The organism is Streptomyces sp. BHT-5-2, from assembly GCF_019774615.1.
Lineage (GTDB): Bacteria > Actinomycetota > Actinomycetes > Streptomycetales > Streptomycetaceae > Streptomyces.
The window spans coordinates 1,688,984-1,712,407 of record NZ_CP081496.1 but is presented as its reverse complement, the minus strand read 5'-3'; the positions used below and the strand labels follow the sequence as shown (position 1 = coordinate 1,712,407).

Here is a 23,424-nt window from a genome sequence, read left to right as displayed (position 1 = left end):
CATCTGCTGGATCCACTTTCGCACACGGCACTGACAACGCCGCCGAGTGCGCCCTGGCACCCGATAAACCGGCCCGCAGTTCTTTTTGTGTTCAATCATTAGGCGTCATCGGCAGGTGTACCGAGCAGGGCCGCAGCCGTCGCGCGAGCAGTACGGGCCGGGGCCGGGTCGCCGGATATGGCGGCGCCGGTGATGGCACCGTCGACCAGGAGCGCCAGTTGGGCGGCCAGGGCCGTGGGGTCGGGGTGACCCAAGGGGCGGGCCAGGTCGGCGAGGTAGGCGTGCAGGGCGCGTTTGTGGTCGCGGGTGACGCGAGCGACCCGATCCGAGGTGGTGCCCAGTTCGCCGTAGGCGTTGATGAAGGCGCAGCCGCGGAAGTCCGGGGCGTCGAACCAGGCGGCGAGCCAGTCGAAGACGGCGAGGATGCGGGCCGGAGGGGTGGCATCGGGCCCGGTCCGGCCGCCCACGTAGGCGGCGAGGTCGCTGCGCCAGCGGGCGTCGCGGCGGCGGAGATACGCCTCGACGAGGTCGTGTTTGGCGGGGAAGGTGGCGTAGAGGCGCTTGAGGGACACGTCGGCGGCGGCGCGGAGCCCGTCCATGCCGACGGCCTGGATGCCGCGCTCGTAGAAGAGCTTTTCCGCCGCGTCGAGGATCTGCGTCCGGATGTCGTCGCGGGCATTGCCCTGGACATCGTCATGGGCCGTCACAAGGGCCTGCCTTCCCGGGAGAACGTTCGTTCTCTAGACTAGCCGCGCCGGTGGAGAACGATCGTTCTCTGGCCGTCACGGACGCAGCCGTGTCCGCGTCCGCATCCACCTCCGCATCCACCTCCGCGTCCATATCCGAGTCCACGTCCGCCCAGATAGGAGCCATGCCATGACCACCGAACCGCGGCCCCCGTTCCCCCCGTTCGACGAGGGGAGTGCGCGGCAGAAGGTCCAGGCCGCCGAGGACGCCTGGAACACACGCGATCCGGAACGGGTGGCCCTCGCGTACACCGAGGACTCGGTCTGGCGGAACCGGGACACGTTCCTCGCCGGGCGTTCCGAGATCGTCGCGTTCCTGCGGCAGAAGTGGGCCCGGGAGCTGGACTACGCGCTGCGCAAGGAGCTCTGGTCGTACGCGGGGGACCGGATCGCGGTGCGGTTCCAGTACGAGAGCCGGGACACCAGTGGTCAGTGGTGGCGGAGTTACGGCAATGAGCTGTGGGAGTTCGACGGATCGGGGCTGATGCGGCGGCGGGAGGCGGGGATCCACGACGTACGGATCGGGGAAGGGGAGCGGAGGATTTTCGGGGCGCGGCCGGAAGGGGAACGGGGGCTGCCGATTCCGTTCCGGTGAGGGTTCCTGATCCGTTCCCGGTGAGGGTTCACCTTTCGGCTTCGCTGCCCCGTTTGGCCGTGGCCCTCACCACCTCCCCCAGTATGGCGATGCCTTCCGTCAACTCTCCTGGTGTGCGCGCCGCGTAGCCCAGTACGAGGCCCGGCTGCCCGTAGGGGGCTTGGCCGTGCCAGGACAGCGGGTGGACCTTGACGCCGCGGGCGAGGGCAGCCGCGGCCAGTTCGGTGTCGGGCGGGGCGGTGGGCCGGAAGGTGAGCGTCAGGTGCAGGCCGGCCGCGGCGCCGTGCACCACCGCCTCCGGGAGGTGGGCGCGGGCCGCCGCGATGAGGGCGTCCCGGCGCTCCCGATGGCGGCGGCGCAACTGCCGTATCAGGCGCTCCAGTTCACCGGAGTCCATCAAACGGGCCAGTACCAGTTGCGGCAGTGTGCCATTGCCGAGGTCGGCGAACCGTTTGGCGTCCACCAGCGCCTCCCGGTAACGGGGCGGGGCGAGTAGCCACCCGACCCGTAGGGCGGGGGCCAGGAGTTTGGAGACGCTGCCCGCGTAACAGACGTGATCGGCGAGGAGGGAGTGCAGGGCGGGGACCGGCGGGCGGTCGTAACGGTGCTCGGCGTCGTAGTCGTCCTCGATGATCAGGCCACCGGTGTCGCGGGCCCAGCGGAGCAGGTCGCGGCGGCGGGCCCCGTCGAGCACCACGCCGGTCGGGAACTGGTGCGCCGGGGTGAGCAGGGCGGCCCGCGCGCCGGTCGCCCGCAACGCATCGACGCGTACGCCGTCCTCGTCCACCGGGACCGGCGGGGTCGCCGCGCCCCAGTGGTGGAGGTGCTGTCGGGCACCGAGGGAGCCGGGGTCCTCCACGGCGATGGCGTCGATGCCGTCGGCACGGAGGACCTGGGCGATCAGCCCGAGTGCCTGTGCGGTGCCGGAGACGATCAGGACGTCGGCGGGGTCGGCCCGTATGCCGCGGTTGCGGGCCAGCCAGTGGACGACGGCCCGGCGGAGTTCCGGGGCGCCCCGGGGGTCGCCGTACCCGAAGGCCGAGGACGGGAGTGAGGCGAACACCGCGCGCTCGGCGCGCAGCCAGGCGGCGCGGGGGAACGAGGCCAGGTCGGGCACACCGGGTGTGAGGTCGATCCGCGCGGGGGTCGCGCGGAGGGCGTCGAAGATGTCGCTGCGGGGTGGGGTGGTGTACGGGGTGGCGGCGGGGCCCGTTGCCCTCGGGGACAGCACCGGGGCCGGTCCGGCCGGTACGGGTGTGCCCGCGGGGCCGCCCCCGACCGCCATGGGGGCGGCGACCACCACCGTGCCGCCGCGGCCCCGGCCGGCCACCTGGCCGTTCTCCCGCAGCCGTTGGTACGCCTCGGTGACCAGGCCCCGGGAGACCCGCAGATCGGCGGCGAGCACCCGGGTCGCGGGCAACCTGCTCCCGACCGGCAGCCGACCGTCGGCGATCGCCCGCCGCAGCTCACCGGCGAGCCAGTCCGCCCGGCCTCCTACGGGCGCCTCGGCGATCCTCAGCTGAAGGAAATCGGAGCCGGTGGCGGCCGCGGGCCCGGGAACCGGCGCATCCATGGACCGCTCGATCGCGCCCGCTATGGACCGCTCGATCGCACCCTCTTTGGACCTGTCCATCGGGCCATTCTCCAGCGACCGTTGCTCCATGAACGCGCAAGCCCATGCCGAGGCCCACGCCCCAGTCGCATCCACCACCACACCCCCGGCCGTCACCCCGAACACCTCCCCCACCACACCCCCCGCCTCCCTCTCCCCCCTCTCTTCCGCCCCCGGCTACGTCCACGGCTACTCCGACCAGGAGGCGCGCCGCCTCGGGGACCAGGCCGACACCCTGGCCCAACTACTGCACGCCGGGACGTCCTACCCGGCCGGGAGCCACGTCCTGGAAGTGGGCTGCGGCGTCGGCGCGCAGACCGTGCACCTGGTCGACAACAGCCCGGGCGCCCGTATAGCCGCCGTCGACCGCTCCGCTTCCTCCCTCGACCAGGCCCGCGCCCACCTGGCCGCCTACGCCCCGCACGCCTCGGCCCAGGTGCGCTGGCACCGCGCCGACCTGCACCAACTTCCCTTTCCTGATGCCTCCTTCGACCACGTCTTCCTCTGCTTCGTCCTGGAACACCTCCCCGACCCCCTGCGCGCGCTGACCGAGCTGCGCCGCGTACTGCGCCCGGGCGGCACCCTCACCGCCATCGAGGGCGACCACGGCTCGGCCGTCTTCCATCCCGACAGCCCGGCCGCCCGCCGGGTGATCGGCCACCAGGTCCGCCTCCAGGCGGCAGCCCGCGGAAACGCCCTGCTGGGGCGGCAGTTGTACCCGCTTCTCCGCGCGGCCGGCTTCGAGGACGTCGCCGTCCGGCCGCGTACCGTCTACGCCGACGCAAGCCGGCCCGGCCTCGTCTACGGCTTCACCCTCCGGACCTTCGTCGCCATGATCGAATCCGTACGGGACGAGGCCCTCGCCGCGGGGCTGACGACGCCCGCCGAATGGGACCGCGGCATCGCCGACCTACGGCGCGCCGCGGAGCCCGGGGGCAGCTTCCACTACACGTTCTTCAAGGCCCTGGCCGTCCAGCCGACCGACCGGCGCTGACCGGCAGGAACGGCAACCGACGCCCGCCCCAGCGCCGTTCAGCACTCCAGCAGTCGGGGCAGCTTCTCCCGCGTCGCCTCGTCGTGCGGCATGCACACGAACAGCTTGACCCCGGGCGCTTCCAACGCCGCCAGCTTCACGTAGTCGAAGACCAGCGCCCCGACCCGCGGATGCCGGAAGGTCCGCCGCGTGCTTCCCAGGTCCGCGAGGTGGTGCGCCTGCCACCACCTGGTGAACTCCGGGCTCTGCGCGGAGAGTTCCCGGGTCAGCCGATCGAGTCGGGGATCACCGAACCGCTCGCCGGCGTCCGCCCGGAACTGGGCGACGAGGTCCCGCGCCTGCCCCTCCCAGTCGTCCAGGAGCGTCCGCATCGCCGGGTCGGTGAAGACCACCCGGAGCAGGTTGCGCTCCTGGGGGGCCAGTCTGCCCGGGTCGCCGATCAGGCCGGCCTCGGCGCGGTTCCAGGCGACCAGGTCCCAGTTGGCGTCGAGCAGATAGGCCGGGTACGGGTCCAGGGCGTCCACCAGGCGCTGTAGGGCGGGGCCGGGGCCGGTGTGGTCCGGCTGCTCCGGAGGGAGTTCGCCGGCCAGCGCGTACAGGTGGCGCCGCTCGACCGGGCCGAGCATCAGGGCGCGCGACAGACTGGCCAGGACCTGCCGGCTGACGCCGATGTCCCGGGCCTGTTCCAACCAGGTGTACCAGGTGACACTGACACCGGACAGCTGGGCGACCTCTTCGCGCCGCAGCCCCGGCGTCCGCCGCCGGGGCCCGGCCAGGATGCCCGCATCCCGCGGGGTGATCCGCTCCCGGCGCGAGCGCAGGAACTCCGCGAGGGCGCGCCGCCGGTCGTCGTCGGCCATGGACTCTCCCGGGGGGCGACACCCGGCCGCCGACGGACCGCCGGCCGTACGCACACGGTCGGTGGTAGCGAAAACACCAGCATAATCGGTCTCTGTACGGGAGTTCGGGGCTGCGCGAGCGTTGCGCCATGGCTCAGACATCACGCCCGGCCGCACGCCCGGCGTCACGCCCGGCATCACCTCCGGCATGGCCTCCGGCTGCGGCTGCGCACACCGCCCCGGCCCCTCTTCCCACACCCCCGGTGACGGCTTCCCCGGGCGCCCTCGCGCTCATCCTCACCGGCGCCTTCGTGGCCGTCCTCGACACCTTCATCGTGATGGTCGCGGCGCCCGCCATACAGGAGGACCTGCACGCCTCCGACGCCGACGTCCAGCTGATCCTCGCCGGTTACCAACTCACCTACGCCATCGCCCTGATCACCGGAGCCCGGCTCGGCGACCGCTTCGGCCGCAAACGGCTGTTCCAGTGGGGGATGGCGCTGTTCACGCTGTCCTCGGTGGGTTGTGCGCTGGCGCCCGGCGCGGGTGTGCTGATCGCCGCCCGGCTCGCCCAGGGCTTCTCCGCGGCCGCGATGTTCCCGCAGGTCTTCGCGATGCTACAGGTGCTGGTGCCGGCCGAGCGGCGGGCCCGGGCGTTCGGGGCGCTGGGGGCGGTGATCGGCATCGCCGGCGCCGTGGGCCAGCTGCTGGGCGGGGTGCTGGTCTCCGCCGACCTCCTCGGCTCCTCCTGGCGCCCGATCTTCTGGGTCAATGTGCCGGTCGGCCTGGTGGCGCTGGTGCTCACCGCGCGCCACGTGCCCGAGACCCGCGCCCCGGAGGCGCGCCGCCTCGACCTGCCCGGGGCCGGCGTACTGACCCTGGCGCTGGGCCTGTTGGTCGTCCCGCTGGTGGAGGGCCGGGCCGCCGGCTGGCCCCGGTGGACGTGGTTCAGCCTGGCCGCCAGTGTGCTGGCGTTCGTGGCGTTCGCCCTGGTGGAGCGCCGGGTGGACGCGTCCGGAGGGGCGCCGCTGGTGCGGCTGCGACTGTTCCGGGAACGGCCCTTCGCGGTCGGCATGACCCTGGTTCTCCTCACCTACGCGGGCATCAACTCCTTCTTCCTGATCTTCTCGCTGACCCTCCAGGACGGACTGGGGCAGAACGCGCTCGGCGCCGGGCTGTTCTATCTCCCGTTCGCGGTGGTCTTCTTCGTCGCCAGCCTGCTCGCCGGGCGGCTGGCCCGCTTCGGTCGGCGGGTCCTCCAGGCCGGCGCGCTGATCGTCTTCCTCGGTTTCGCCGGCACCGTCGCGGTGGCCACCCTGGCCGGCCCCGAACTGTCCGCGTGGTACCTGGTCCCGACCCTGGCCCTGGTCGGCGCCGGCAACGGCCTGCTGGTCACCCCGCTGCTGAGCGCGGTCCTCGCCGGCGTCCGCCCCGGGGAGACCGGGATGGCCTCCGGCCTCCTGTCCACCGGGCAGCAGGTCGGCGGCGCGGTGGGCGTCGCCGTCATCGGCGTCCTCTTCTACGGAGCGCTCGGCCCCGCCGCCCACCAGGACGTCGTCGCCTACGGCCAGGCGCTGCGATGGGCCCTCACCGCCAACGCCGCCCTCGCCGCGCTGGTCTCACTGCTGCTCCCGCTCCTCCCCGACCCGGCGGCCCACCGCTCCACCTAAACGGCGCACCAACTCGCCGCCCTCCCGCCATAGGCCGCCGCACACCGGAGCGCTATGGTCAGATCGAAGAGAACGGAACGGGGGAGGGCAGCGATCGATGGCCCGGGATGAAGCCGTGATCGGCTGTACCGGAGTGCTGCTGATCGGCACGCGCGGAGCTGCCGGCCCCGGTGAGGTTCTGGTGCGGGTCCGGGGCGGCTCCGAAACGTTTCTCGCCTGGTCCGCCGAACCCCTTCCCGTAGGGGCGACCGTGCTCGTGATCGAGTCCCGTGGCCATCGCCAGGTCAACGTCATGGAGTGGGTCGATCCGTTGGACGCGTCGCCCGGTGACCCCGGCGACGCTGGTTGAGGAGACGAGTGATGTTCGGTTACCGCGTTCCTGCCCCTGATCAAGCCATGCTGATCTCCGGTGGCAGGCGGGGGCAGGGCGGTGCGCCATTCCGGGTGGTGACCGGCCACGGCAAGTTCGTGCTGCCGGTCTTCCGCAAGGTCCGCTTCCTGACGCTGGCGCTGTGCGAGTCCGAGGTCGCCGAGAAGTGCGTGACCAGGCAGGGCATCGCGCTCACGGTGCGTGCCGTGATCGCGTTCAAGGTCGGCAACGACACCGAGAGCATCGTCAACGCCGGCCAGCGCTTCCTGTCCGACCAGGAGCAGATGTCGATCCTGACCGGCCGGATCTTCGCCGGTCATCTGCGCTCCATCATCGGCTCGATGACGGTCGAGGAGATCGTCACCGAACGGCAGAAGCTGGCCACCGAGGTCCTGGAGACCTCCAAGACCGAAATGGCCAAGATCGGCCTGATCGTCGACTCGTTGCAGATCCAGTCGATCGACGACGGCGACACCGGCTACATCGCGGCGATGTCCGCCCCGCACAAGGCGGCCATCCAGCAGAAGGCCCAGGTCGCCCAGGCCCGGGCCACCCAGGCGTCGGTCGAGGCACAGCAGGAGGCAGCGCGCAATCAGGCCGAGTACAACCGCCAGACCGCAGTCGTCCAGGCCGAGTACTCCGCCGAGGTGGACCGCGCACAGGCCCAGGCCGCGCAGGCCGGCCCGCTCGCCCAGGCACACGCCCAGCAGGAGGTCCTGGCGGCCCAGACCGAGCTGGCCGAGCGCCGGGCCCGGCTGCGCCAGCAGGAACTGGTCGCCGAGGTCGTCAAGCCCGCCGAGGCGGAGGCCGAGCGCATCAAGCTGCTGGCCATGGCCGAGGCCGAGCGGATGAAGATCCAGGCCGAGGCCGCCGCCTCGCACGACCGGGTGGCCCTGGACCGGATGCTGATCGACCAGCTCCCGCAGATCGTCAAGGAGGCGTCCGCGGGTCTGGCCAACGCCAACGTCAACGTCCTCAACGGCACCGACGGCCTCGGCGAGATCGCCGCCGGCCTGGTCGGCCAGGGCCTGACCATCCTGGACTCGGTCCGCCGCAACCTCGCCACCCCGCCCTCGCCCGACAACGCCGGGAACTCCGGCGCCCAGAACGGCAACGGCACCACCCACAGCGGCCGCGTCGAGATCGAGTAGCGGCGCCGCCCACCGGCCGGGGCCCGTCGCCCGCCGGCCGGTGGGCCCCGGCCGCCCAAGGTCCTGTCGTCAAACTCCCGCCGTTCGCCGGAGGGCGGGCCGGGCGCCGCCCGGCAGGCGCGAGTTTGACGACAGGACCTACGCCCCCCGCTCCCCCTGCACTCCCGGTCCCTCCTCCGCATGCTTGTCGCGGACGTAGTCGACGAGGCGGTCCAGGACCGCCTTCGTGGTGACCAGTTCGGCGGCGTCGAAATCGCTGAGCGCCTGGCGCAATCCGGCCAGTCGGGCCTGCCGGAAGCTCTCCAGGACGGCCCGGCCGCGCGGTGTGATCGCGATCCGGCGGGCCCGCCGGTCCAGCTCGTCCGGGGTGCGCTCGACGAGGTCCTGCGCCTCCAACTGCCGGATCTGCCGGGTGACATGCGGCGGCTCGACCATCATCTGCACCGCGAGATCGCCGACCCGGCTGACCCCTCCGCTGTCCTCCAGCGCCATCAGCAGATAGAGATCGGAGCGGCCGGCCGTGACCCCCGCCTGGCTCGCCTGCCGCTCGTGCGCCTGTGAGCGGGTGAGCAGATAGGACAGCGTGGCCAGCACTTTTTGCAGTGCGGCGGTGGGGTCCTGGTGGGTCGCGGGGTCCGGCATGAGGGAACTGTAGCGGGCGGCGGTCCCCGGATCCGTAGCGCTCCGTACCAGGATCCGGCCGTCGCCGGACGCCCCCGGAACACGCCGGAACGCCCTTGCACGCCGGTTGCCGAGGCCGCCCGTCGCCCCCGTATCGGCCTACGTGACAGTCACTTTGAGCCAACATCGGTCCTGCCGCGATCCGTCCTTCCCTCCCCCGTCCGGCCTGGGTTAGCGTGGCGACAACTTAGTTACCTAAGTTAGGTAACTAACCCACGCGGAAGGACCGGCCGCATGACGACCGCAGAACGCACCGCTCCCCCCGAGTCCCTCACCGTCCCGGCCAGCCGCGCCCCGGGCTGCCCCTTCGACCCCGCCCCCGGCATCGCCGACGCGACCCGCACCGAGCCGCTCACCCGCGCCACGCTCTGGGACGACTCCCCCTGCTGGTTGGTGACGGGCCATCAGGAAGTCCGGGAGGTGCTCGGCGACCCGCGCTTCAGCGCCGACGCCCACCGCCCCGGTTTCCCGTTCCTCACCGCCGGAGCCCGCGAAATCGTCGGCAACAGCCGGACGTTCATCCGCCTGGACGACCCGGAGCACGCCCGGCTGCGCCGGATGCTCACCGCCGACTTCATGGTCAAGAAGGTCGAGGCGATGCGCCCCGACGTGCAGCGCCTCGCCGACGAGCTGCTCGACCGGATGACCGACGGGCGCACCACCGCCGACCTCGTCACCGACTTCGCGCTGCCGCTGCCGTCCCTGGTGATCTGCCTGCTGCTGGGCGTCCCCTACGAGGACCACGAGTACTTCCAGGAGCGGAGCCGGATCCTGCTCTCGCTGCGCTCGACGCCCGAGGAGGTCCGGGCGGCCCAGGACGAGCTGGTGGAGTACCTGGCCCGGCTCGCCCGGGCCAAGCGGGAGCGGCCGGACGACGCCATCGTCAGCCGCCTGGTCGCCCGCGGCGAACTCTCCGACACGGAGATCGCCACCATGGGCCGGCTACTGCTGGTCGCCGGCCATGAGACGACCGCCAACATGACCGCGCTGTCCACCCTCGCCCTGCTGCGCAACCCCGAACAGCTCGCCCGGCTGCGCGCCGAGCCCGCGCTCGTCAAGGGGGCCGTCGAGGAACTGCTGCGCTATCTGACGATCGTTCACAACGGCGTCCCCCGGATCGCCACCGAGGACGTCGCCGTCGGCGGCCGCACCATCCGCGCCGGCGAGGGCGTCCTGTGCATGATCAACTCGGCCAACCGGGACGCCGGGGTCTTCCCCGGCGGCGACGCCCTCGACGTGTCCCGGGACGCCCGCCGCCATGTCGCCTTCGGCTTCGGCGTCCACCAGTGCCTGGGCCAGCCGTTGGCCAGGGTGGAGCTCCAGATCGCGCTGGAAACCCTGATCCGCCGACTGCCGGGCCTGCACCTGGCGATCCCCTACGAGGAGATCCCGTTCCGCAGCGACATGGCGATCTACGGGGTGCACTCCCTGCCCATCGCCTGGTAGGCGCGGCACCCCCGCCCACCGCCGTCCAGCATCAACTGTCCGTCATCCCCCACCACTTGGGAGCACCATGCGCATCCACGCCGACCAGGAGAAGTGCTGCGGCGCCGGCAGCTGCGTCCTCGCCGCGCCCGACGTCTTCGACCAGCGGGAGGAGGACGGCATCGTGGTCGTCCTCGACGCCGAGCCGCCCGCCGCGCTCCACGAAGCGGTCCGCGAGGCGGCGGCCATCTGCCCGGCCGCCGCGATCACGGTGACCGACTGACCCGCCGGCCACCCCGTGGCCCCGCCGCCCAGCGCCCCGGCTCCCGCCTTCCCGCGGGGCCGGGGCGCTGCCGCGTCCACCCCGTCGAAACCCGCCCCCGCCGGCGGATCGATTCGGCGACCCCCCTTCGAGTGACGGCGCACATCACCGGACGCCCAGGTGGGCAGCGAACAGCCCGCACGACGCGACATCACGACACGACTCACGACGCCACTTCACGGCGCGACATCGCGACGCCAACTCCCGTGGCGGGAAAGGACGTTCCCCATGCGCCACCTCCGCCGCGCGCCGGCCGCCGTCACCGGCTCCCTGGTCCCGGCCCTGGTCCTGGCCCTGGCGCTGCCCGCCGCCTCGGCGCACGCCGGCACCGGCGTCTTCAGCTACGCCTACAAGGACCCCTACGGCGGGACGCGCACCGCGCTCCTCGTCGACCCGCCGAGCAGGAAGTGCCACCCCCTCCCGGAGGCCGTCCAGGAATACCTGCCGCCCGCGCACTCGCCGCACAACGACACCTCGTCCGCCGCAACGGTCTTCACCGGACCCGACTGCACGGGCGACCACTTCACCCTGCGGCCCGAGGGCGGCCACGGCTCGGAGCGCCTCAAGCTCCGCTCCGTGCGATTCGCCTGAGGCCGGCCCACACCCCCGATTCCCCATCCCCCGGCCCGTTCGAGGGGCGTACAGCCGCCACGCCCCTCGAACGGGCCCTAGTCTCCCCGGTCCTGGTCGGCGCCCCTGTCGGTCCGCTCGACCGCGTCTGCCACGTCCGCCGCCTCCGCCGCCAGCCTCCGCAGCGCCGCCTCCGAGCGGGTGCCGGCCTCGGCGTGATGGGTCACCAGGACCTGTTCCGGGTCGGCGGCCACCAGCAGGGACTCGTAGGAGAGCGTCAGCGGGCCCGCCACCGGGTGGTTCAGCTGCTTCACGCCGAAGCCCTTGTCCCTGATGTCGTGCCGGGCCCAGAACCGCCGGAACTCCTCGCTCCGCGCGGTCAGTTCGGTGATCAGCCCGATCAGCGCGGGATCGTCCGGATACCGCCCGAGCTCGCGTCGGAGCAGCGAGACCGTCATCTCGGCCTTGCCCTCCCAGTTCACGTACAGCGCGCGGGTGGCGGGGTCCAGGAAGACCTGCCGGGCCAGGTTGCGGTGCTCGGCGGGCATGGCGGCGAAGTCCCCGAAGACGGCGCGGCCGAGCGCGTTCCAGCCGATGACGTCCAGCCGCCGGCCCAGTACGAAGGCGGGCACCAGCTCCATCGCGTCCAGCAGCTGCCGGCACCCGGGCCCCACCCGCTGCGGACCGGCCGGGGCCGCCTCCGGTCCGGACGAGCGCGCCGGGAGCGGACGGGCGGCCCGGATCCGCGGGGCGCGCGGGCGGACCAGGTGCCGGAGGTGGTCGCGCTCGGTGGGGGTCAGCCGCAGCGCGGTGCCCAGCGCCTCCAGCACCGCGTCCGAGACATTGCTGACATGGCCCTGCTCCAGCCGGATGTAGTACGCCACACTGACCCCGGTCAGCTGCGCCAGCTCCTCGCGGCGCAGCCCCGGCACCCGGCGCAGCCCGTTGCCCTCCGGCAGCCCGACGTCCTCGGGCCGCAGCCGGGCCCGCCGGGAGCGCAGGAACTCGCTCAGCTCGGTGCGCCGGTCGACGACCGCGGGCGCCGGCGGCTTCCCGGACCTCCCGGGCTTCCCGCCCGGCAAGGTGGTTCCGTCAGTGGTAGGCACGCCATTCATATGTTCAAGGGTGCACTGGTTGGGGCCTCCGGGACGACGCATTCTCGATGGCATGACCCACACCTCTGTCGCCGCGTACGCCGCACCCGCACCGAAGGCACCGCTGGAGCGGACCACGATCCCGCGCCGCGAGCTGGGTGCCCACGACATCCTGATCGACATCAAGTTCGCCGGTATCTGCCACTCCGACATCCACACCGTGCGTGCCGAATGGGGCGACGACGGGAACTTCCCGATCGTCCCCGGCCACGAGATAGCCGGCGTGGTGGCCGAGACCGGCCCCGAGGTCACCCGCTACCAGGTGGGCGACCGGGTGGGCGTCGGCTGCTTCGTCGACTCCTGCCGCACCTGTGAGAACTGCCTGGCCGGCCTGGAGCAGTACTGCACCGGCGAGCTCGGCACCGTCAACACCTACAACGACACCGACCGCAACGGCGAGGTCACCTACGGCGGCTACGCCACCCACCTCGTCGTCGACGAGAACTACGCGCTGCGCATCCCCGACGCGCTCCCGCTGGACGCCGCGGCCCCGCTGCTGTGCGCCGGCATCACCCTCTACTCCCCGCTCGCCCACTGGAAGGCCGGTCCCGGCAAGAAGGTCGCGGTGGTCGGCCTGGGCGGTCTGGGACACATGGGCGTCAAGATCGCGCACGCCATGGGCGCGGAGGTCACCGTCCTGAGCCAGTCGCTCCGCAAGAAGGACGACGGGCTGCGACTGGGCGCCGACCACTACTACGCGACCAGCGACCCGGCCACCTTCGAGGCGCTGGCCGGCACCTTCGACCTGATCGTCAACACCGTCTCGGCCAACCTGGACCTCAACGCCTACCTCGGCCTGCTGCGCACCGACGGCACCCTGGTCCAGCTCGGCGTCCCCGAGAACCCGTTGCCGATCGCGCCGTTCGCGCTGATCGGCGGGCGCCGGTCGTTCGCCGGCTCGCTGATCGGCGGCATCGCGGAGACCCAGGAAATGCTCGACTTCTGCGCCGAGCACGGCCTGACCTCGGAGATCGAGGTGATCGGCGCGGACCGGATCAACGAGGCGTACGAGCGGGTGCTGGCGAGCGACGTCCGCTACCGCTTCGTGATCGACACCTCGACGATCTGAGCCGAGCGAACCGGATCGCCCCGCCCGTGTCGTCTGATCCGGGTCCTGACGCGGGTCGTCCGATCCCGACGCGTTGAGCGCCCGGGGCCGCCCCCACTGGCCGCCCCGGGCGTTTCGCGTGCCGTGACCCCTGGCATCGCATGAACAGCGTAATTGAAAACGATGCCCATTTCCATATAGCCTCCGTCGCAACCGCTACCGACCGAGACCGGTACCCGCCCGACTCACGGAGGCACGCCACCATGGCCGTCCCCAAGCGCAAGCTCTCCCGCAGCAACACCCGGCACCGTCGCGCCCAATGGAAGGCCGGCGCCCCGAAGTTGGTGCCCGTCACCGTCGACGGCGTCGTCCACCGCGTCCCGCAGCACCTGGTCAAGGCGTACCAGCGCGGCCTGCTCGACCCGAAGGGCTGACCCGGCCATGGCGCACCCCCGGCTGCCCGACCGACTCCCCGTCACCGTGCTCTCCGGCTTCCTCGGCGCGGGCAAGACCACCCTGCTCAACCACGTCCTCGGCAACCGGGAGGGCCTGCGGGTCGCCGTCATCGTCAACGACCTGAGCGAGGTCAACATCGACGCCGCACTGGTCCGCGGCGGCGAAGCGGCGCTCTCCCGCACCGAGGAGCGGCTGGTCGAGATGACCAACGGGTGCATCTGCTGCACCCTCCGCGACGACCTGCTGGAGGAGGTCGACCGGCTCGCCCGGGCCGGCCGCTTCGACTACCTGCTGATCGAGTCCAGCGGGGTCTCCGAGCCGATGCCGGTCGCCGCGACCTTCGCCTTCCCGCGCGACGACGGCGCCACCCTGGGCGACCTGGCGCGCCTGGACACCATGGTCACGGTCGTCGACGCGGCCAACTTCCTGCCCGAACTGGCCGGCGGCGACGCCCTGGCCGAGCGCGGCCTGGACCAGTACGAGGACGACGAGCGCACGGTCAGCGACCTCCTCATGGACCAGATCGAGTTCGCCGATGTCCTCGTCCTCAACAAGACCGACCTGGTGGACCGCGCCACCGCCGCACGCCTCCGGGCCGCCCTCACCCGCCTCAACCCGGCCGCCCGGGTCGTCCCCGCCCGGCGCGGCCGAGTGCCGCTCGCCGAGGTCCTGGGCACCGGCCGCTTCGACCTCGAACGCGCCCAGCAGGCGCCCGGCTGGGTGCGCGAGCTCAACGGCGACCATGTCCCCGAGACCGAGGAGTACGGCATCTCCAGCACGGTCTTCCGGGCCGGCCGCCCCTTCCACCCGGGCCGCCTCTGGCAGTTCGTCACCTCCGGGATGGACAGCGGCGACTACGGCGACATCCTGCGCTCCAAAGGCTTCTTCCACCTCGCCACCCGGCCCGGCGTCACCGGCCTGTGGTCCCAGGCAGGCGCGGTGGCCCGCTTTGAACCGTCGGGCGTGGACACCGCCGCCACCGACACCGACGGCGACGTCGATCCCGCCGCCGGCCAGGAACTCGTCTTCATCGGCACCGGCCTGCGCCCCGGGCCGCTGCACGCCGCCCTCACCGCCTGCCTCCTCGCCCCCGACGAGCCGGTACCCACGGCGGCCGACGACCCGTTCCCGGCCTGGGCGGTACACGGCCTGGACGACGCCTGCGAGCACGAGCACGCGCACGAGGACGCGGCCCTGCCGGAGCACACGGCACCGGCCGTATGACCCGCGGAACGGCACGACCCCGGCGCCCACGCCCCGCCCGCCGGTTACGGTCGCACCACCCCTGACGCCCCGCCGAAAGTTTTTCGCGCCGAGCGGCAACCCCGACCGGCGCCGCACGTCGTCTCGGGTGAGGGCGCCCCCGGGCGCCACCCGTTGACGATCTGGAGCAGCCGACCGTGAACCCGTCCCGTACCGCGCGCACCTCCCGTACCGTCCGTCATCGCCTGAGCCGTTCGGTCGGTGCCGGGCTGCTGGCCGCGATAGCGCTCACCACCGTCGCGACGGCCGGCACCGCCCACGCCGCGCCCGCCTCGGGCCCGGCCGCCGCCGGCGCCACCCCGTCGCACGCCCCCACCAACCCCCCGAGCCACGGCGCCTCGCCGAGCCCGGTGCCCACCCAGCCGCCCGGCCACGGCGCCTCGCCCTCGCCGGCGCCCACCAACCCCCCGGGCCACCGCGCCACCCCGTCGCCGGTCCCGAGCCTGCCGGGTCAGAGCGCCACCCCCGCGCCCGTCCCCAGCCACCCCGGAAGCCGTCCGGCGCCCGGCCAGGACGGCGGCGACCACAAGCAGCTCGCCAAGACCGGCGCCTCCTCCGGGACCACCCTCGCGCTGGGCGGCGGCGCGGCCGCCCTGATCGCCGCGGGCGGCGGCGCGCTCTACGCGGTCCGCCGGAAGCGCGCCTGACCCCGCCCGGGCGAGCCCGAGGGAACGATGGCCCACTACGCACCACACCCGGCCCCGGCACGGTTCGCCCTGCCGGGGCCCCGGCCTGCCACCTGGCGCCGCCTGCTGCGCGCCGTCCGCCGCGGGTCCCCGCCCCGCCCACTCGCGCCCGGCCACCAACTACCGGGCCCCACAGGCCAGTTGGCGCACGAACGGGCCGACGCACCACCGCCGGAGCCGCACCGCCCGACCATCACCGAGCTGTACCACGCCCACCGGCTGAACATGGTCCGGCTGGCCGTCCTCCTCGTCGACGACCGCGCCACCGCCGAGGACGTCGTCCAGGACGCCTTCGCCGCCCTCTACAAGCGGCACGGCGAACGGCTCGGCGAGGTCGACAACGCCCTCGCCTACCTGCGGACCGCGGTGGTCAACGCCGCCCGGTCGGTGCTGCGCCGCCGCCGCACCGCCCGCGACTACACCCCGCCGCACGAGACCGCCGCGCCCTCCGCGGAGGAACGGGTGGTCCTCGACGAGGAGCACCGCGAGGTCCTCGCCGCGCTCGGCGGGCTGACCGCGCGCCGCCGCGAGGTGTTGGTGCTGCGCTACTGGGGCGAGCTGACCGAGGCGGAGATCGCGGCGACCCTGGGCATCAGCCGCGGCGCGGTGAAGTCCCTGGCCAGCCGCGCCCTGGACGCCCTGGAGAAGATCCTGGAGGAACGGTCTTGAGCACCCGCGACACCGCCCCCGGGGAGGCTGCCGCGGAACGGCCGGTCGAGGTCCGGCTGCGCCGCGCCCTCACGGCCCGCGCCGACGCCGTCGGCGTCCACGACCTCCGCCCGGCAGCGCCGCCGGGCCCGCATCCGCGCCGCGCCCGCCTGCCCCGCCCCGCCTTCCTCGACCGGCTCCGGCCGCGCCGCCTCGTCCTGCCGCTGGCCGCCGCCGCGGGCGCCGCCGCCCTCGCCCTCGCCGCACACCTCGCCACCGCCCCCGAGCGTCCCGCGGCCCCACCGCTACCGGCCTCCCCGCCGACGCCGGCCCCGGCCACGGGCACCGCCACCCCGTCGCCGTCCCCGTCCCCGGTCCCGTCCACCGAGCCCAGCGGCACCGTCCGCACCTCCCCGGCCCGCCCCGGCGCCCGACCGACGCCCGACCCCGCGCCGACCGTCCCGCCCGTCCCGAGCCGCCGGCCCACCGACCGCCCCACCGGCGGTCCGGCCCACAGCGCCACCCCCACACCCGCCGCCTCCACGCCCCCGCCCACCGGGAGCGCGACGCCCGGCAGCGGCTGACCTGCCCCTTGCCCGCCGCGTTCCCCCTTGCCCGAGAATCGTGCCCATGCCATTCCGGCCCGCACCCGTGTCCCCGTCCCCGCCCCGGTGCGCCCCCGCCGTCCGCCGCGCCCGCACCGTCGCCGCTGCGCTGACCGCCGCGGCCGCCCTCGCCCTCACGGCCTGCCACGACGGCACCGGCTACCGCGCCGAGGCCGACGGCCGGGCCGTCCCCGTCCCGGCCCTCCCGCCCGCCCCCGCCACCGGCGACGCCTGTACGCCCGAGATGCTGCGGTTCCACGCCGGCGCGGAGCCGCACCACCCCCGCCGCATGCTGCTCGCCGTCACCAACATCTCCGACCACCTCTGCACCTTCGCCGCCCAGCCCTACCCCCTGCTGCACTTCGGCGACCGCCGCCCGGGCCCCCTGCCGCCGCTCCCGTACAGCCGGCCGCCCGCCCCGGTCGCCCTGCCGCCCGCCGGCACCGCCTACGCCGCGGTGATCACCGCCGCCGCGCCCGGCGGCCCCGGCGGCCGGAGCGCCCCGCACAGCACGGCCGAAAAGATGTCCCAGTTCGGGGTCGCGCTGATCGCCCGCGCCACCCCCGCACAGATCGGCGTGGACGGCCGCGCCCCGGTCCGGGTGAACCCGGAGACCGCCGCGGTCACCTACTGGCAACGGAGTCCGGCGGCGGCCGCGAGGTGGTGACCCGGCCCTCCGCCGCGGACCCGTCCGATCACCACGACCGGACGAGCGAGCGATAGCCCGTTCGTGCCGTATCGGCCAGCTCATCACCCACCAATGATCCGAGTTTGCCGCTATTGATCTCCTTTGCACCGCCGCTTCGCGGCTGCGCCCGGTGCCCCCGGCCCGGTAGGCTTTCCGTGTGATCTTCAAGCGCATCGGAAATGGGCGGCCGTACCCCGACCACGGCCGGGAGAGCACCCGCCAGTGGGCGGACGTCGCCCCGCGCCCGGTACGCCTCGACCAGTTGGTGACCACCAAGCAGCAGCTCGACCTCGAGACGCTGCTCGCCGAGGACTCCACGTTCTACGGCGACCTCTTCGCGCACGTCGTGAAGTGGGAGGGCGACCTCTATCTGGAGGACGGCCTGCACCGCGCGGTCCGCGCCGCGCTCCAGCAGCGCCAGGTGCTGCACGCCCGCGTCCTCGAACTCGACAACTGACGGCCGTCCGCCGCAGACCCGACATCCCCGCATCATCTCGGCCAATGACGCCAGTCGAATTGGCCCACTCGGGTTTCCCTCACACAACGCACTGATCATCTAGTAGGCACGGCAGACGCCCCGCACTACGCTGCGGCCATGAGCATGCTGACGCCTCCAGGCATGGGCGGTAAGTACCGCATCACAGGCGACAGGTACCCGCGGATGCGCCGCCCCCGTCATCGCCGCCGCATCGTCCTCGGCATCGTGGCCGGCGCCTGCGTCCTCGGGCTGATCGGCTGGGGAACCCTGCAGCTCATCGACGTCTTCGGCGGCAAGGGCAGTACGGCCCAGGCCGCGCAGGACAAGAGACATTGCCCGCCCGGCGGCGCGGCCGGCCGTGCCCAGGCCGCCCCGCCGGCCGCGAAGGCGCCCGCCCCGGCGTCCCTGACCGTGAACGTCTACAACGCCACCGACCGCGCCGGCCTCGCCAGGCACACCGCCGACGAGCTCCAGAAGCGCGGCTTCAAGATCGGGAAAGTGGGCAACGCCCCGGCCGCCTACGACAAGAAGGTCAAGGGCACCGGCATACTCCTGGGCCCCGGCTCTGCCGCCGCCGGCCCGCTGAAGGTCCTGGCCACCCAGCTCGCCGGCGCCCAGCAGAAGACCGACGACCGGCAGACCCCCGACCTCGACCTGGTCATCGGCGAAGGCTTCCAGGCACTCACCACCCCGCAGGCGGCCGCCAAGGCACTCGCCCTGCTGAACCACCCCGCCCCCGGCCGGACCCCCGCCGCCACCACGTGCTGAACACGCCAAGGGCCCCGCACCGTCACCCGGTGCGGGGCCCTGTGCCAGGCATTCCTCAGCCGGCCGTGCCGTACATCCGGTCGCCCGCGTCGCCCAGGCCGGGGACGATGTAGCGGTCCTCGTTCAGCCGCTCGTCGACGGCGGCGGTGACCACCGTCACCGGCGTGCCGGCCAGCTCGCGCTCCATGACCTCGACGCCCTCGGGCGCGGCAAGCAGGCAGATCGCGGTGACATCGTCCGCGCCGCGCTTGATCAGCTCCCTGATCGCCGCGACCAGCGTGCCCCCGGTGGCCAGCATCGGGTCGACGACGTAGACCTGGCGCCCCGACAGGTCGTCGGGCATCCGGGTGGCGTAGGTGTGCGCCTCGTAGGTCTCCTCGTCGCGGACCATGCCCATGAAGCCGACCTCGGCGGTGGGCAGCAGCCGGACCATGCCGTCCAGCATGCCCAGTCCGGCCCGCAGGATCGGGACGACCAGGGGACGGGGGTGCGACAGCCGCACGCCGGTGGTCGCCGTCACCGGCGTCTCGATGTCGACCTGCTCGGTGCGCACATCACGGGTGGCCTCGTAGGCGAGCAGGGTGACCAGCTCGTCGGCGAGGCGCCGGAAGGTGGGGGAGTCGGTGCGCTTGTCGCGCAGAGTGGTGAGTTTGTGCGCCACCAGCGGGTGGTCGACGACGTGGATCCGCATGACATCGACACTAACCGAGCCGCGCGGCCCAGGCGCCCGCCGTGCGCCGCCCACGCTCCGGCACGTGAGCGACATCTCTCACAACGTCCGCACGACGCAGCGTCGAAGACGGCGCGCGGACGCGATGTTTCTGCCACGATTCCGAAGGGGCGGGAAGCAGCGGCGTGCAGCGCCGCCCCGCCCGGCCCGGCACGCCTCTGACCAGTGGGAGAGTCACGGTGTACTTCGCCGCACTGCTCGCGCGCACCGAAGACGGGTGGGAAGCGAGCGATACAGAGCTCGACGATGTGGAATCGCTGACCGATCTGGCCGACCTGGCCCGAGAGGCAGCGGTCGAAGACGACACGGTGGTGGTCCTCATCGAGCAGGAGGGCGCCTGGTTCGGCATCATCCGGGTCGACGGCGAGGAGGACCCCCGGGTCTTCGTCTCCAACGCCGCGGTGGCCGCCAGGAGCTCGTACGGCGCGATGCTGACCGACGAGCTGCTCGGCCGCGACGACAGCGCTGCCGACGACCTCGACAGCCTCGACCTGGACGGCACCGAGGACGGCGAACCCGAAGCGGACCACGACGCGGACGACGAGTCCGCGGTCGCCACGGTGAGCGGTCCGCTCGGCGACCTCGGGCTGCTGAGCGACCTCGGCGTCACCGAGAAGCAACTCCTCACCCTCGACGGCGACGCCCTCGGCGTGATCGCCGAGGCCCTGGGCTGCACGGACCTCCTGGAAGCCGTGCGCTGAGCCCTCCCCGCCGGGCCCGCGTTCCACCCCCGGGCCCGGTCCCGGCCGTGTCCCCGACACTGGGGACATGACCGTCCCCCCTTCCGCCCCTCCGCCCTCCACCGCGCCCGACCCGCTGCGCGACCCCTGGATCGCGCCGATGCGCCAGGCGCTGGCGGAGGCCGCCCGCGCCCCCGGGACCGGTGACGTCCCGGTGGGCGCCGTCGTGCTGTCCGCCGACGGCACCGTCCTGGGCACCGGCCGCAACGAACGCGAGGCCACCGGCGACCCCACCGCGCACGCCGAGGTCCTCGCCCTGCGCGCCGCGGCCCGCTCCGTCGGGGCATGGCGGCTCACCGGCTGCACCCTCCTCGTCACCCTCGAACCCTGCACGATGTGCGCCGGCGCGATCGTGCTCTCCCGCGTCGACCGGGTCGTCTACGGCGCCCGCGACACCAAGGCCGGCGCCGTCGGCTCCCTGTGGGACGTGGTCCGCGACCGCCGGCTGAACCACCGCCCCGAGGTCGTCACCGGCGTCCTGGAGGCCGACTGCGCCGCGCTGCTCACCGCGTTCTTCCGCGACCGCTGATCTCGCGCGGCCCCCGCCCGGCAATCCGATTTCGGCGCACGGGGCCCTTTGGGCTAAGCTCTCTCTCGGTAGCGTGTCCGAGCGGCCGAAGGAGCTCGCCTCGAAAGCGAGTGTGGCGCAAGTCACCGAGGGTTCAAATCCCTCCGCTACCGCCAGAAACACCCCCCTGATCTGCGGAAACGCAGGCCAGGGGGGTGTTGTGCATGGTGCTGTAGCCACATGGCGGCCATGCCGCCTCCGCCACCTCCCTTGACGGCCGACGAAGTTGGCGCCGCGTACGGAGGGCTCGGCATGCGGAGAGATCGGCATGCGGATCGGCTCCGGCCGCGTCCGCGGGAATCTCCGGCAGAGGAAGCGAGTTACTTGCTGTTACAGCGAGTGCGGCGCCTCCCGGGCAGGGAGGACCACGGTCCATCGCGGGGAGGGGGCGGGAGCCGATGAGCCTTCGTCAGTTCGAATACGCCTTGGCCGTTGCCGAGGAGGGCTCGGTGACGGCGGCGGCCGAGCTGCTGCACGTCGCCCAGCCGTCGGTGTCCCAGCAGATCCGCGGCCTGGAGCGGGAACTCGGCGTGGAGCTGTTCGCCCGCACGCCGACCGGACTGGTGCCCACCCTGGTGGGCCGCGCGTTCCTGCGGCAGGCGGAGGTCGCGGTGCGGGCGGCGCGGCGGGCGCGGGCGACGGCGCGGGCCGGTGCCGAGGAGCTGGTGGGCGAGCTGGTGGTCGCGGTGCAGATGGGCTTCGGCACCCGGCAGCTGCCGGGCGCGCTGGACGCGCTGCGCCGCCGCTTCCCGCGGCTGGAGGTCACCGTCTTCGAGGAGCCGAGCTCCGCCGAGCTGGAGCGGCTGTGCCGCCGGGGCGAGCTGGACCTCGCCCTGATGGCGGCATGCGAGCGGAGCCCCGCCGACGCCCACCGCCTCGGCGACGAGGAGTTCGTCGTGGTGCTGGGACCCGGGCACCGGCAGCTCGCCGCGGACCGGGTCGTGCTGCGCGCGCTGGAGGGGGAGCCGTGGGTGCGGTTCGGCCGCGACAGCGCACTCGACGCCGTACTGCTGAACGTGCTGCGGGACAGCGATCCGGCCCCGACCACGGCCGCCCGGGTGTCCCAGACGGCGACGGCCGTGCGCTGGGCCGCCCACGGCCTGGGGGTGACGCTCGTCCCGGCCTCCGCGGTGCCCCACGGTCACGCGCACCTGGTGCGCCCGGTGTGCCCGGCCGTGTCCCAGCCCGTCATCGCCGTGCTCCGGCAGGGCGCGGGCCCGGCGGAGACGGCCCTGCTCGAACTCCTCCGCCAGGAGACCTCGTCCGAGCCCCCTTTTCTTCTCGCCGGCGTCCTGACGGCCGAGCAGAACGCGGAGCAGAACGCGGACGCCGCCGACTCCCCCTTTCCGAAACCGACGTTTTGATGAATCCCGAGTCATGAATCCCGAGTCATGGATTCAGGATCACGGGTCCAGGATCACGAGTTCAGGATCACGGGTTCAGGGTTCCGAGCTCCGAATTCAGAACTCCGAGTTTCGGATTCCCTCTTCCGTCGGTCGACATCAGCCCCTGGGGAATTCGCCGCCGTCCACGACGAGATTGCTCCCGGTCAGCCAGCCCGCCCGCTCGGTCACCAGGAACAGCACCGTGTCGGCGATGTCCTCGGGTCGGCCGTCGCGCCCGAGCGGGGCGGTGTCGCCGGCGTTGACCACGCCCGGCGCCAGGTCCAGGTGCGCCCACCGCTCCCGCGTCTCCTCGCCGCCGGGGGTCGCGGTCCTGCCGGGGGACACGGTGTTGACCCGGATTCCGGACGGAGCCAGCTCCAGGGCCAGTCCCCGGCTGTAGTTCTCCAGTGCCGCCTTCGCCGCCGTGTAGTGCAGGAACGGCCCCGCGGGGGTACGGACCGCAGCCGACGAGACGTGCACGATCGTGCCCGAACGCCGTTCCCGCATCCCCGGTGTCAGCAGCGCGTCCAGCCGCACCGCCGCCAGGAAGTTCAGGTCCAGCGCGTCCTGCCACTCCTCGTCGGGAACGGCCGAGGCGCCCTTGTACGGTCGCCCCCCGCCCGCGTTGTGGACCAGGATGTCCACCCCGCCGAGCGTCTCCCGCGCGGCCGCGGCGAGCGCCTGCGCGCCGGCCCGGGTCCGCACGTCGGCCGCCACGAAGGTGGCCCCCTGCGGCGCCGTGCTCGTCGCCGGCCTGGCGGTCGTGAGCACCTCGGCGCCCGCGTCCAGGAGTTGGCGCACGACGGCCGCACCGATTCCGCGCGCACCCCCCGTCACCAGGGCCCGCTTTCCGGTGAGTTCCCGCGTTCCCGACCCGTTCTCGAACGTGCTCATGCCACCGGCCCTCTCGATCGCGTAATTGTCCGCTCGACGGAAGAAGGATCGCCGTGCGCAGCGCGCGAATCGGTTCTTCGGGGAAATCGCGGCGCGTACCTCGTCGAGCTGTTCCAAACGGTAGGCCCGGCAAAGAACGATAGGCAAAGACGAAATACCAGCAGGAGCTATAGGGGATTCCTATGCCGCCGGTGCCGAGTCCCGTCGGCGCTCGCGGAGTTGGGTCACCGGCTGCGGACGGTACCGCCGGTTGCGGAGGTCTACGAGGTCGGTCCTGGCGGCGAAATTCCGGCAGTTGGCGGAAAGCGAAAACGGGGGCGGCCGGAGCCCGTTGTGGG

Annotated in this window: 27 protein-coding genes and 1 tRNA gene; 21 read left to right on the top strand and 7 right to left on the bottom strand. The window is 73.2% G+C overall.

Translation table 11 applies throughout. The features are described from left to right. Positions 1-98 precede the first annotated feature (98 nt). Positions 99-707 carry a TetR/AcrR family transcriptional regulator gene (locus K2224_RS07515; protein ID WP_260692371.1) on the bottom strand — a complete coding sequence of 203 codons (609 nt, stop codon included), beginning with the start codon at positions 705-707 and terminating at the stop codon, positions 99-101. Positions 708-876: 169 nt separating this feature from the next. Between K2224_RS07515 and K2224_RS07510 the strand changes: the two genes are divergently transcribed. Further along, complete coding sequence (locus K2224_RS07510; protein WP_221905840.1) at positions 877-1,341, top strand: nuclear transport factor 2 family protein; 465 nt, start codon at positions 877-879, stop codon at positions 1,339-1,341. 28 nt (positions 1,342-1,369) lie between these two features. Here the strand turns inward: K2224_RS07510 and K2224_RS07505 are convergent, their stop codons facing one another. Beyond that, on the bottom strand, positions 1,370-2,974 hold the full coding sequence (locus tag K2224_RS07505) for a PLP-dependent aminotransferase family protein (protein WP_221905839.1): 1,605 nt from the start codon (positions 2,972-2,974) through the stop codon (positions 1,370-1,372). A 28-nt stretch (positions 2,975-3,002) separates the two neighbouring features. Here K2224_RS07505 and K2224_RS07500 point away from each other — a divergent pair, with 28 nt between their 5' ends. Next, positions 3,003-3,947, top strand: coding sequence for a methyltransferase domain-containing protein (locus tag K2224_RS07500; protein ID WP_313904759.1), 945 nt, complete (start codon positions 3,003-3,005; stop codon positions 3,945-3,947). Between the two features lie 38 nt (positions 3,948-3,985). Here K2224_RS07500 and K2224_RS07495 read toward each other — a convergent pair whose 3' ends face one another. Continuing rightward, positions 3,986-4,807, bottom strand: coding sequence for a helix-turn-helix transcriptional regulator (locus K2224_RS07495; protein WP_221905838.1), 822 nt, complete (start codon positions 4,805-4,807; stop codon positions 3,986-3,988). A 242-nt stretch (positions 4,808-5,049) separates the two neighbouring features. Here K2224_RS07495 and K2224_RS07490 point away from each other — a divergent pair, with 242 nt between their 5' ends. The 3 genes from K2224_RS07490 (at position 5,050) to K2224_RS07480 (ending at position 7,977) form a co-directional block, all read left to right on the top strand. Then, positions 5,050-6,456 carry an MFS transporter gene (locus K2224_RS07490; protein ID WP_221905837.1) on the top strand — a complete coding sequence of 469 codons (1,407 nt, stop codon included), beginning with the start codon at positions 5,050-5,052 and terminating at the stop codon, positions 6,454-6,456. A gap of 97 nt (positions 6,457-6,553) precedes the next feature. After that, positions 6,554-6,805 carry a hypothetical protein gene (locus K2224_RS07485; protein WP_221905836.1) on the top strand — a complete coding sequence of 84 codons (252 nt, stop codon included), beginning with the start codon at positions 6,554-6,556 and terminating at the stop codon, positions 6,803-6,805. An 11-nt stretch (positions 6,806-6,816) separates the two neighbouring features. Next, on the top strand, positions 6,817-7,977 hold the full coding sequence (locus tag K2224_RS07480; RefSeq protein ID WP_221905835.1) for a flotillin family protein: 1,161 nt from the start codon (positions 6,817-6,819) through the stop codon (positions 7,975-7,977). A gap of 138 nt (positions 7,978-8,115) precedes the next feature. Here the strand turns inward: K2224_RS07480 and K2224_RS07475 are convergent, their stop codons facing one another. Then, positions 8,116-8,619, bottom strand: coding sequence for a MarR family winged helix-turn-helix transcriptional regulator (locus tag K2224_RS07475; RefSeq protein WP_221905834.1), 504 nt, complete (start codon positions 8,617-8,619; stop codon positions 8,116-8,118). A gap of 273 nt (positions 8,620-8,892) precedes the next feature. On the opposite strand from K2224_RS07475, the gene K2224_RS07470 reads away from it, so the two are divergent. From K2224_RS07470 to K2224_RS07460, 3 genes are all read left to right on the top strand, one after another. Further along, on the top strand, positions 8,893-10,104 hold the full coding sequence (locus tag K2224_RS07470; RefSeq protein WP_221905833.1) for a cytochrome P450: 1,212 nt from the start codon (positions 8,893-8,895) through the stop codon (positions 10,102-10,104). A gap of 67 nt (positions 10,105-10,171) precedes the next feature. Next, positions 10,172-10,366 (top strand): ferredoxin, encoded by a 195-nt coding sequence (locus K2224_RS07465; RefSeq protein ID WP_221905832.1) that lies wholly within the window; start codon positions 10,172-10,174, stop codon positions 10,364-10,366. Between the two features lie 267 nt (positions 10,367-10,633). Further along, positions 10,634-10,996 carry a hypothetical protein gene (locus K2224_RS07460; protein WP_221905831.1) on the top strand — a complete coding sequence of 121 codons (363 nt, stop codon included), beginning with the start codon at positions 10,634-10,636 and terminating at the stop codon, positions 10,994-10,996. 77 nt (positions 10,997-11,073) lie between these two features. On the opposite strand, the gene K2224_RS07455 is transcribed toward K2224_RS07460, so the two are convergent. Further along, positions 11,074-12,057, bottom strand: a complete 984-nt coding sequence (locus K2224_RS07455) for a helix-turn-helix domain-containing protein (RefSeq protein ID WP_221909482.1) — start codon at positions 12,055-12,057, stop codon at positions 11,074-11,076. 85 nt (positions 12,058-12,142) lie between these two features. Here K2224_RS07455 and K2224_RS07450 point away from each other — a divergent pair, with 85 nt between their 5' ends. From K2224_RS07450 to K2224_RS07410, 9 genes are all read left to right on the top strand, one after another. After that, positions 12,143-13,198 (top strand): NAD(P)-dependent alcohol dehydrogenase, encoded by a 1,056-nt coding sequence (locus K2224_RS07450; protein WP_221905830.1) that lies wholly within the window; start codon positions 12,143-12,145, stop codon positions 13,196-13,198. Positions 13,199-13,440: 242 nt separating this feature from the next. Next, positions 13,441-13,611, top strand: coding sequence for a 50S ribosomal protein L32 (gene rpmF, locus K2224_RS07445; protein ID WP_221905829.1), 171 nt, complete (start codon positions 13,441-13,443; stop codon positions 13,609-13,611). A 7-nt stretch (positions 13,612-13,618) separates the two neighbouring features. After that, positions 13,619-14,857: a GTP-binding protein gene (locus K2224_RS07440; protein WP_221905828.1), complete on the top strand. Its 1,239-nt coding sequence runs from the start codon at positions 13,619-13,621 to the stop codon at positions 14,855-14,857. 176 nt (positions 14,858-15,033) lie between these two features. Beyond that, the gene (locus K2224_RS41315) at positions 15,034-15,543 is read left to right on the top strand and encodes an LAETG motif-containing sortase-dependent surface protein (protein WP_313904758.1); all 510 of its coding nucleotides are present in this window, start codon (positions 15,034-15,036) and stop codon (positions 15,541-15,543) included. 27 nt (positions 15,544-15,570) lie between these two features. Then, positions 15,571-16,251 (top strand): RNA polymerase sigma factor, encoded by a 681-nt coding sequence (locus tag K2224_RS07430; RefSeq protein WP_221905827.1) that lies wholly within the window; start codon positions 15,571-15,573, stop codon positions 16,249-16,251. Continuing rightward, positions 16,248-16,814 carry a hypothetical protein gene (locus K2224_RS07425; RefSeq protein ID WP_221905826.1) on the top strand — a complete coding sequence of 189 codons (567 nt, stop codon included), beginning with the start codon at positions 16,248-16,250 and terminating at the stop codon, positions 16,812-16,814. Before K2224_RS07430 ends, K2224_RS07425 begins: the two co-directional genes overlap by 4 nt. 46 nt (positions 16,815-16,860) lie before the next feature. After that, entirely contained in the window at positions 16,861-17,502 is a 642-nt protein-coding gene (locus K2224_RS41310) for a DUF4232 domain-containing protein (protein ID WP_221905825.1), read from the top strand. Positions 17,503-17,680: 178 nt separating this feature from the next. Next, on the top strand, positions 17,681-17,980 hold the full coding sequence (locus K2224_RS07415) for a type II toxin-antitoxin system VapB family antitoxin (RefSeq protein WP_016572550.1): 300 nt from the start codon (positions 17,681-17,683) through the stop codon (positions 17,978-17,980). A 138-nt stretch (positions 17,981-18,118) separates the two neighbouring features. Continuing rightward, the gene (locus K2224_RS07410) at positions 18,119-18,769 is read left to right on the top strand and encodes a LytR C-terminal domain-containing protein (RefSeq protein WP_260692370.1); all 651 of its coding nucleotides are present in this window, start codon (positions 18,119-18,121) and stop codon (positions 18,767-18,769) included. 55 nt (positions 18,770-18,824) lie between these two features. Here the strand turns inward: K2224_RS07410 and upp are convergent, their stop codons facing one another. Then, on the bottom strand, positions 18,825-19,460 hold the full coding sequence (gene upp, locus K2224_RS07405; protein ID WP_221905824.1) for a uracil phosphoribosyltransferase: 636 nt from the start codon (positions 19,458-19,460) through the stop codon (positions 18,825-18,827). Positions 19,461-19,678: 218 nt separating this feature from the next. Here upp and K2224_RS07400 point away from each other — a divergent pair, with 218 nt between their 5' ends. The 4 genes from K2224_RS07400 to K2224_RS07385 all read left to right on the top strand — a co-directional run bounded on the left by K2224_RS07400 (position 19,679) and on the right by K2224_RS07385 (position 22,171). Continuing rightward, entirely contained in the window at positions 19,679-20,200 is a 522-nt protein-coding gene (locus K2224_RS07400; protein WP_221905823.1) for a hypothetical protein, read from the top strand. A gap of 67 nt (positions 20,201-20,267) precedes the next feature. Continuing rightward, positions 20,268-20,768, top strand: a complete 501-nt coding sequence (tadA, locus tag K2224_RS07395; RefSeq protein WP_221905822.1) for a tRNA adenosine(34) deaminase TadA — start codon at positions 20,268-20,270, stop codon at positions 20,766-20,768. 67 nt (positions 20,769-20,835) lie between these two features. After that, positions 20,836-20,923 (top strand) — tRNA-Ser (locus tag K2224_RS07390). 282 nt (positions 20,924-21,205) lie between these two features. Then, positions 21,206-22,171, top strand: a complete 966-nt coding sequence (locus K2224_RS07385; RefSeq protein ID WP_221905821.1) for a LysR family transcriptional regulator — start codon at positions 21,206-21,208, stop codon at positions 22,169-22,171. A gap of 138 nt (positions 22,172-22,309) precedes the next feature. Here K2224_RS07385 and K2224_RS07380 read toward each other — a convergent pair whose 3' ends face one another. Next, a complete protein-coding gene (locus K2224_RS07380; RefSeq protein ID WP_221905820.1) occupies positions 22,310-23,086 on the bottom strand; it encodes an oxidoreductase in 777 nt (258 codons plus the stop codon). Between the last annotated feature and the right edge of the window lie 338 nt (positions 23,087-23,424).

What these genes read in the sequence shown, in the direction of transcription:
- K2224_RS07510 (WP_221905840.1), top strand. Translation starts at nt 877, where the DNA reads ATGACCACCGAACCGCGGCCCCCGTTCCCCCCGTTCGACGAGGGGAGT.
- K2224_RS07505 (WP_221905839.1), bottom strand. Translation starts at nt 2,974, where the DNA reads ATGGACAGGTCCAAAGAGGGTGCGATCGAGCGGTCCATAGCGGGCGCG.
- K2224_RS07500 (WP_313904759.1), top strand. Translation starts at nt 3,003, where the DNA reads ATGAACGCGCAAGCCCATGCCGAGGCCCACGCCCCAGTCGCATCCACC.
- K2224_RS07495 (WP_221905838.1), bottom strand. Translation starts at nt 4,807, where the DNA reads ATGGCCGACGACGACCGGCGGCGCGCCCTCGCGGAGTTCCTGCGCTCG.
- K2224_RS07485 (WP_221905836.1), top strand. Translation starts at nt 6,554, where the DNA reads ATGGCCCGGGATGAAGCCGTGATCGGCTGTACCGGAGTGCTGCTGATC.
- K2224_RS07480 (WP_221905835.1), top strand. Translation starts at nt 6,817, where the DNA reads ATGTTCGGTTACCGCGTTCCTGCCCCTGATCAAGCCATGCTGATCTCC.
- K2224_RS07475 (WP_221905834.1), bottom strand. Translation starts at nt 8,619, where the DNA reads ATGCCGGACCCCGCGACCCACCAGGACCCCACCGCCGCACTGCAAAAA.
- K2224_RS07470 (WP_221905833.1), top strand. Translation starts at nt 8,893, where the DNA reads ATGACGACCGCAGAACGCACCGCTCCCCCCGAGTCCCTCACCGTCCCG.
- K2224_RS07465 (WP_221905832.1), top strand. Translation starts at nt 10,172, where the DNA reads ATGCGCATCCACGCCGACCAGGAGAAGTGCTGCGGCGCCGGCAGCTGC.
- K2224_RS07460 (WP_221905831.1), top strand. Translation starts at nt 10,634, where the DNA reads ATGCGCCACCTCCGCCGCGCGCCGGCCGCCGTCACCGGCTCCCTGGTC.
- K2224_RS07450 (WP_221905830.1), top strand. Translation starts at nt 12,143, where the DNA reads ATGACCCACACCTCTGTCGCCGCGTACGCCGCACCCGCACCGAAGGCA.
- rpmF (WP_221905829.1), top strand. Translation starts at nt 13,441, where the DNA reads ATGGCCGTCCCCAAGCGCAAGCTCTCCCGCAGCAACACCCGGCACCGT.
- K2224_RS07440 (WP_221905828.1), top strand. Translation starts at nt 13,619, where the DNA reads ATGGCGCACCCCCGGCTGCCCGACCGACTCCCCGTCACCGTGCTCTCC.
- K2224_RS07430 (WP_221905827.1), top strand. Translation starts at nt 15,571, where the DNA reads ATGGCCCACTACGCACCACACCCGGCCCCGGCACGGTTCGCCCTGCCG.
- K2224_RS41310 (WP_221905825.1), top strand. Translation starts at nt 16,861, where the DNA reads ATGCCATTCCGGCCCGCACCCGTGTCCCCGTCCCCGCCCCGGTGCGCC.
- K2224_RS07410 (WP_260692370.1), top strand. Translation starts at nt 18,119, where the DNA reads ATGAGCATGCTGACGCCTCCAGGCATGGGCGGTAAGTACCGCATCACA.
- upp (WP_221905824.1), bottom strand. Translation starts at nt 19,460, where the DNA reads ATGCGGATCCACGTCGTCGACCACCCGCTGGTGGCGCACAAACTCACC.
- tadA (WP_221905822.1), top strand. Translation starts at nt 20,268, where the DNA reads ATGACCGTCCCCCCTTCCGCCCCTCCGCCCTCCACCGCGCCCGACCCG.
- K2224_RS07385 (WP_221905821.1), top strand. Translation starts at nt 21,206, where the DNA reads ATGAGCCTTCGTCAGTTCGAATACGCCTTGGCCGTTGCCGAGGAGGGC.
- K2224_RS07380 (WP_221905820.1), bottom strand. Translation starts at nt 23,086, where the DNA reads ATGAGCACGTTCGAGAACGGGTCGGGAACGCGGGAACTCACCGGAAAG.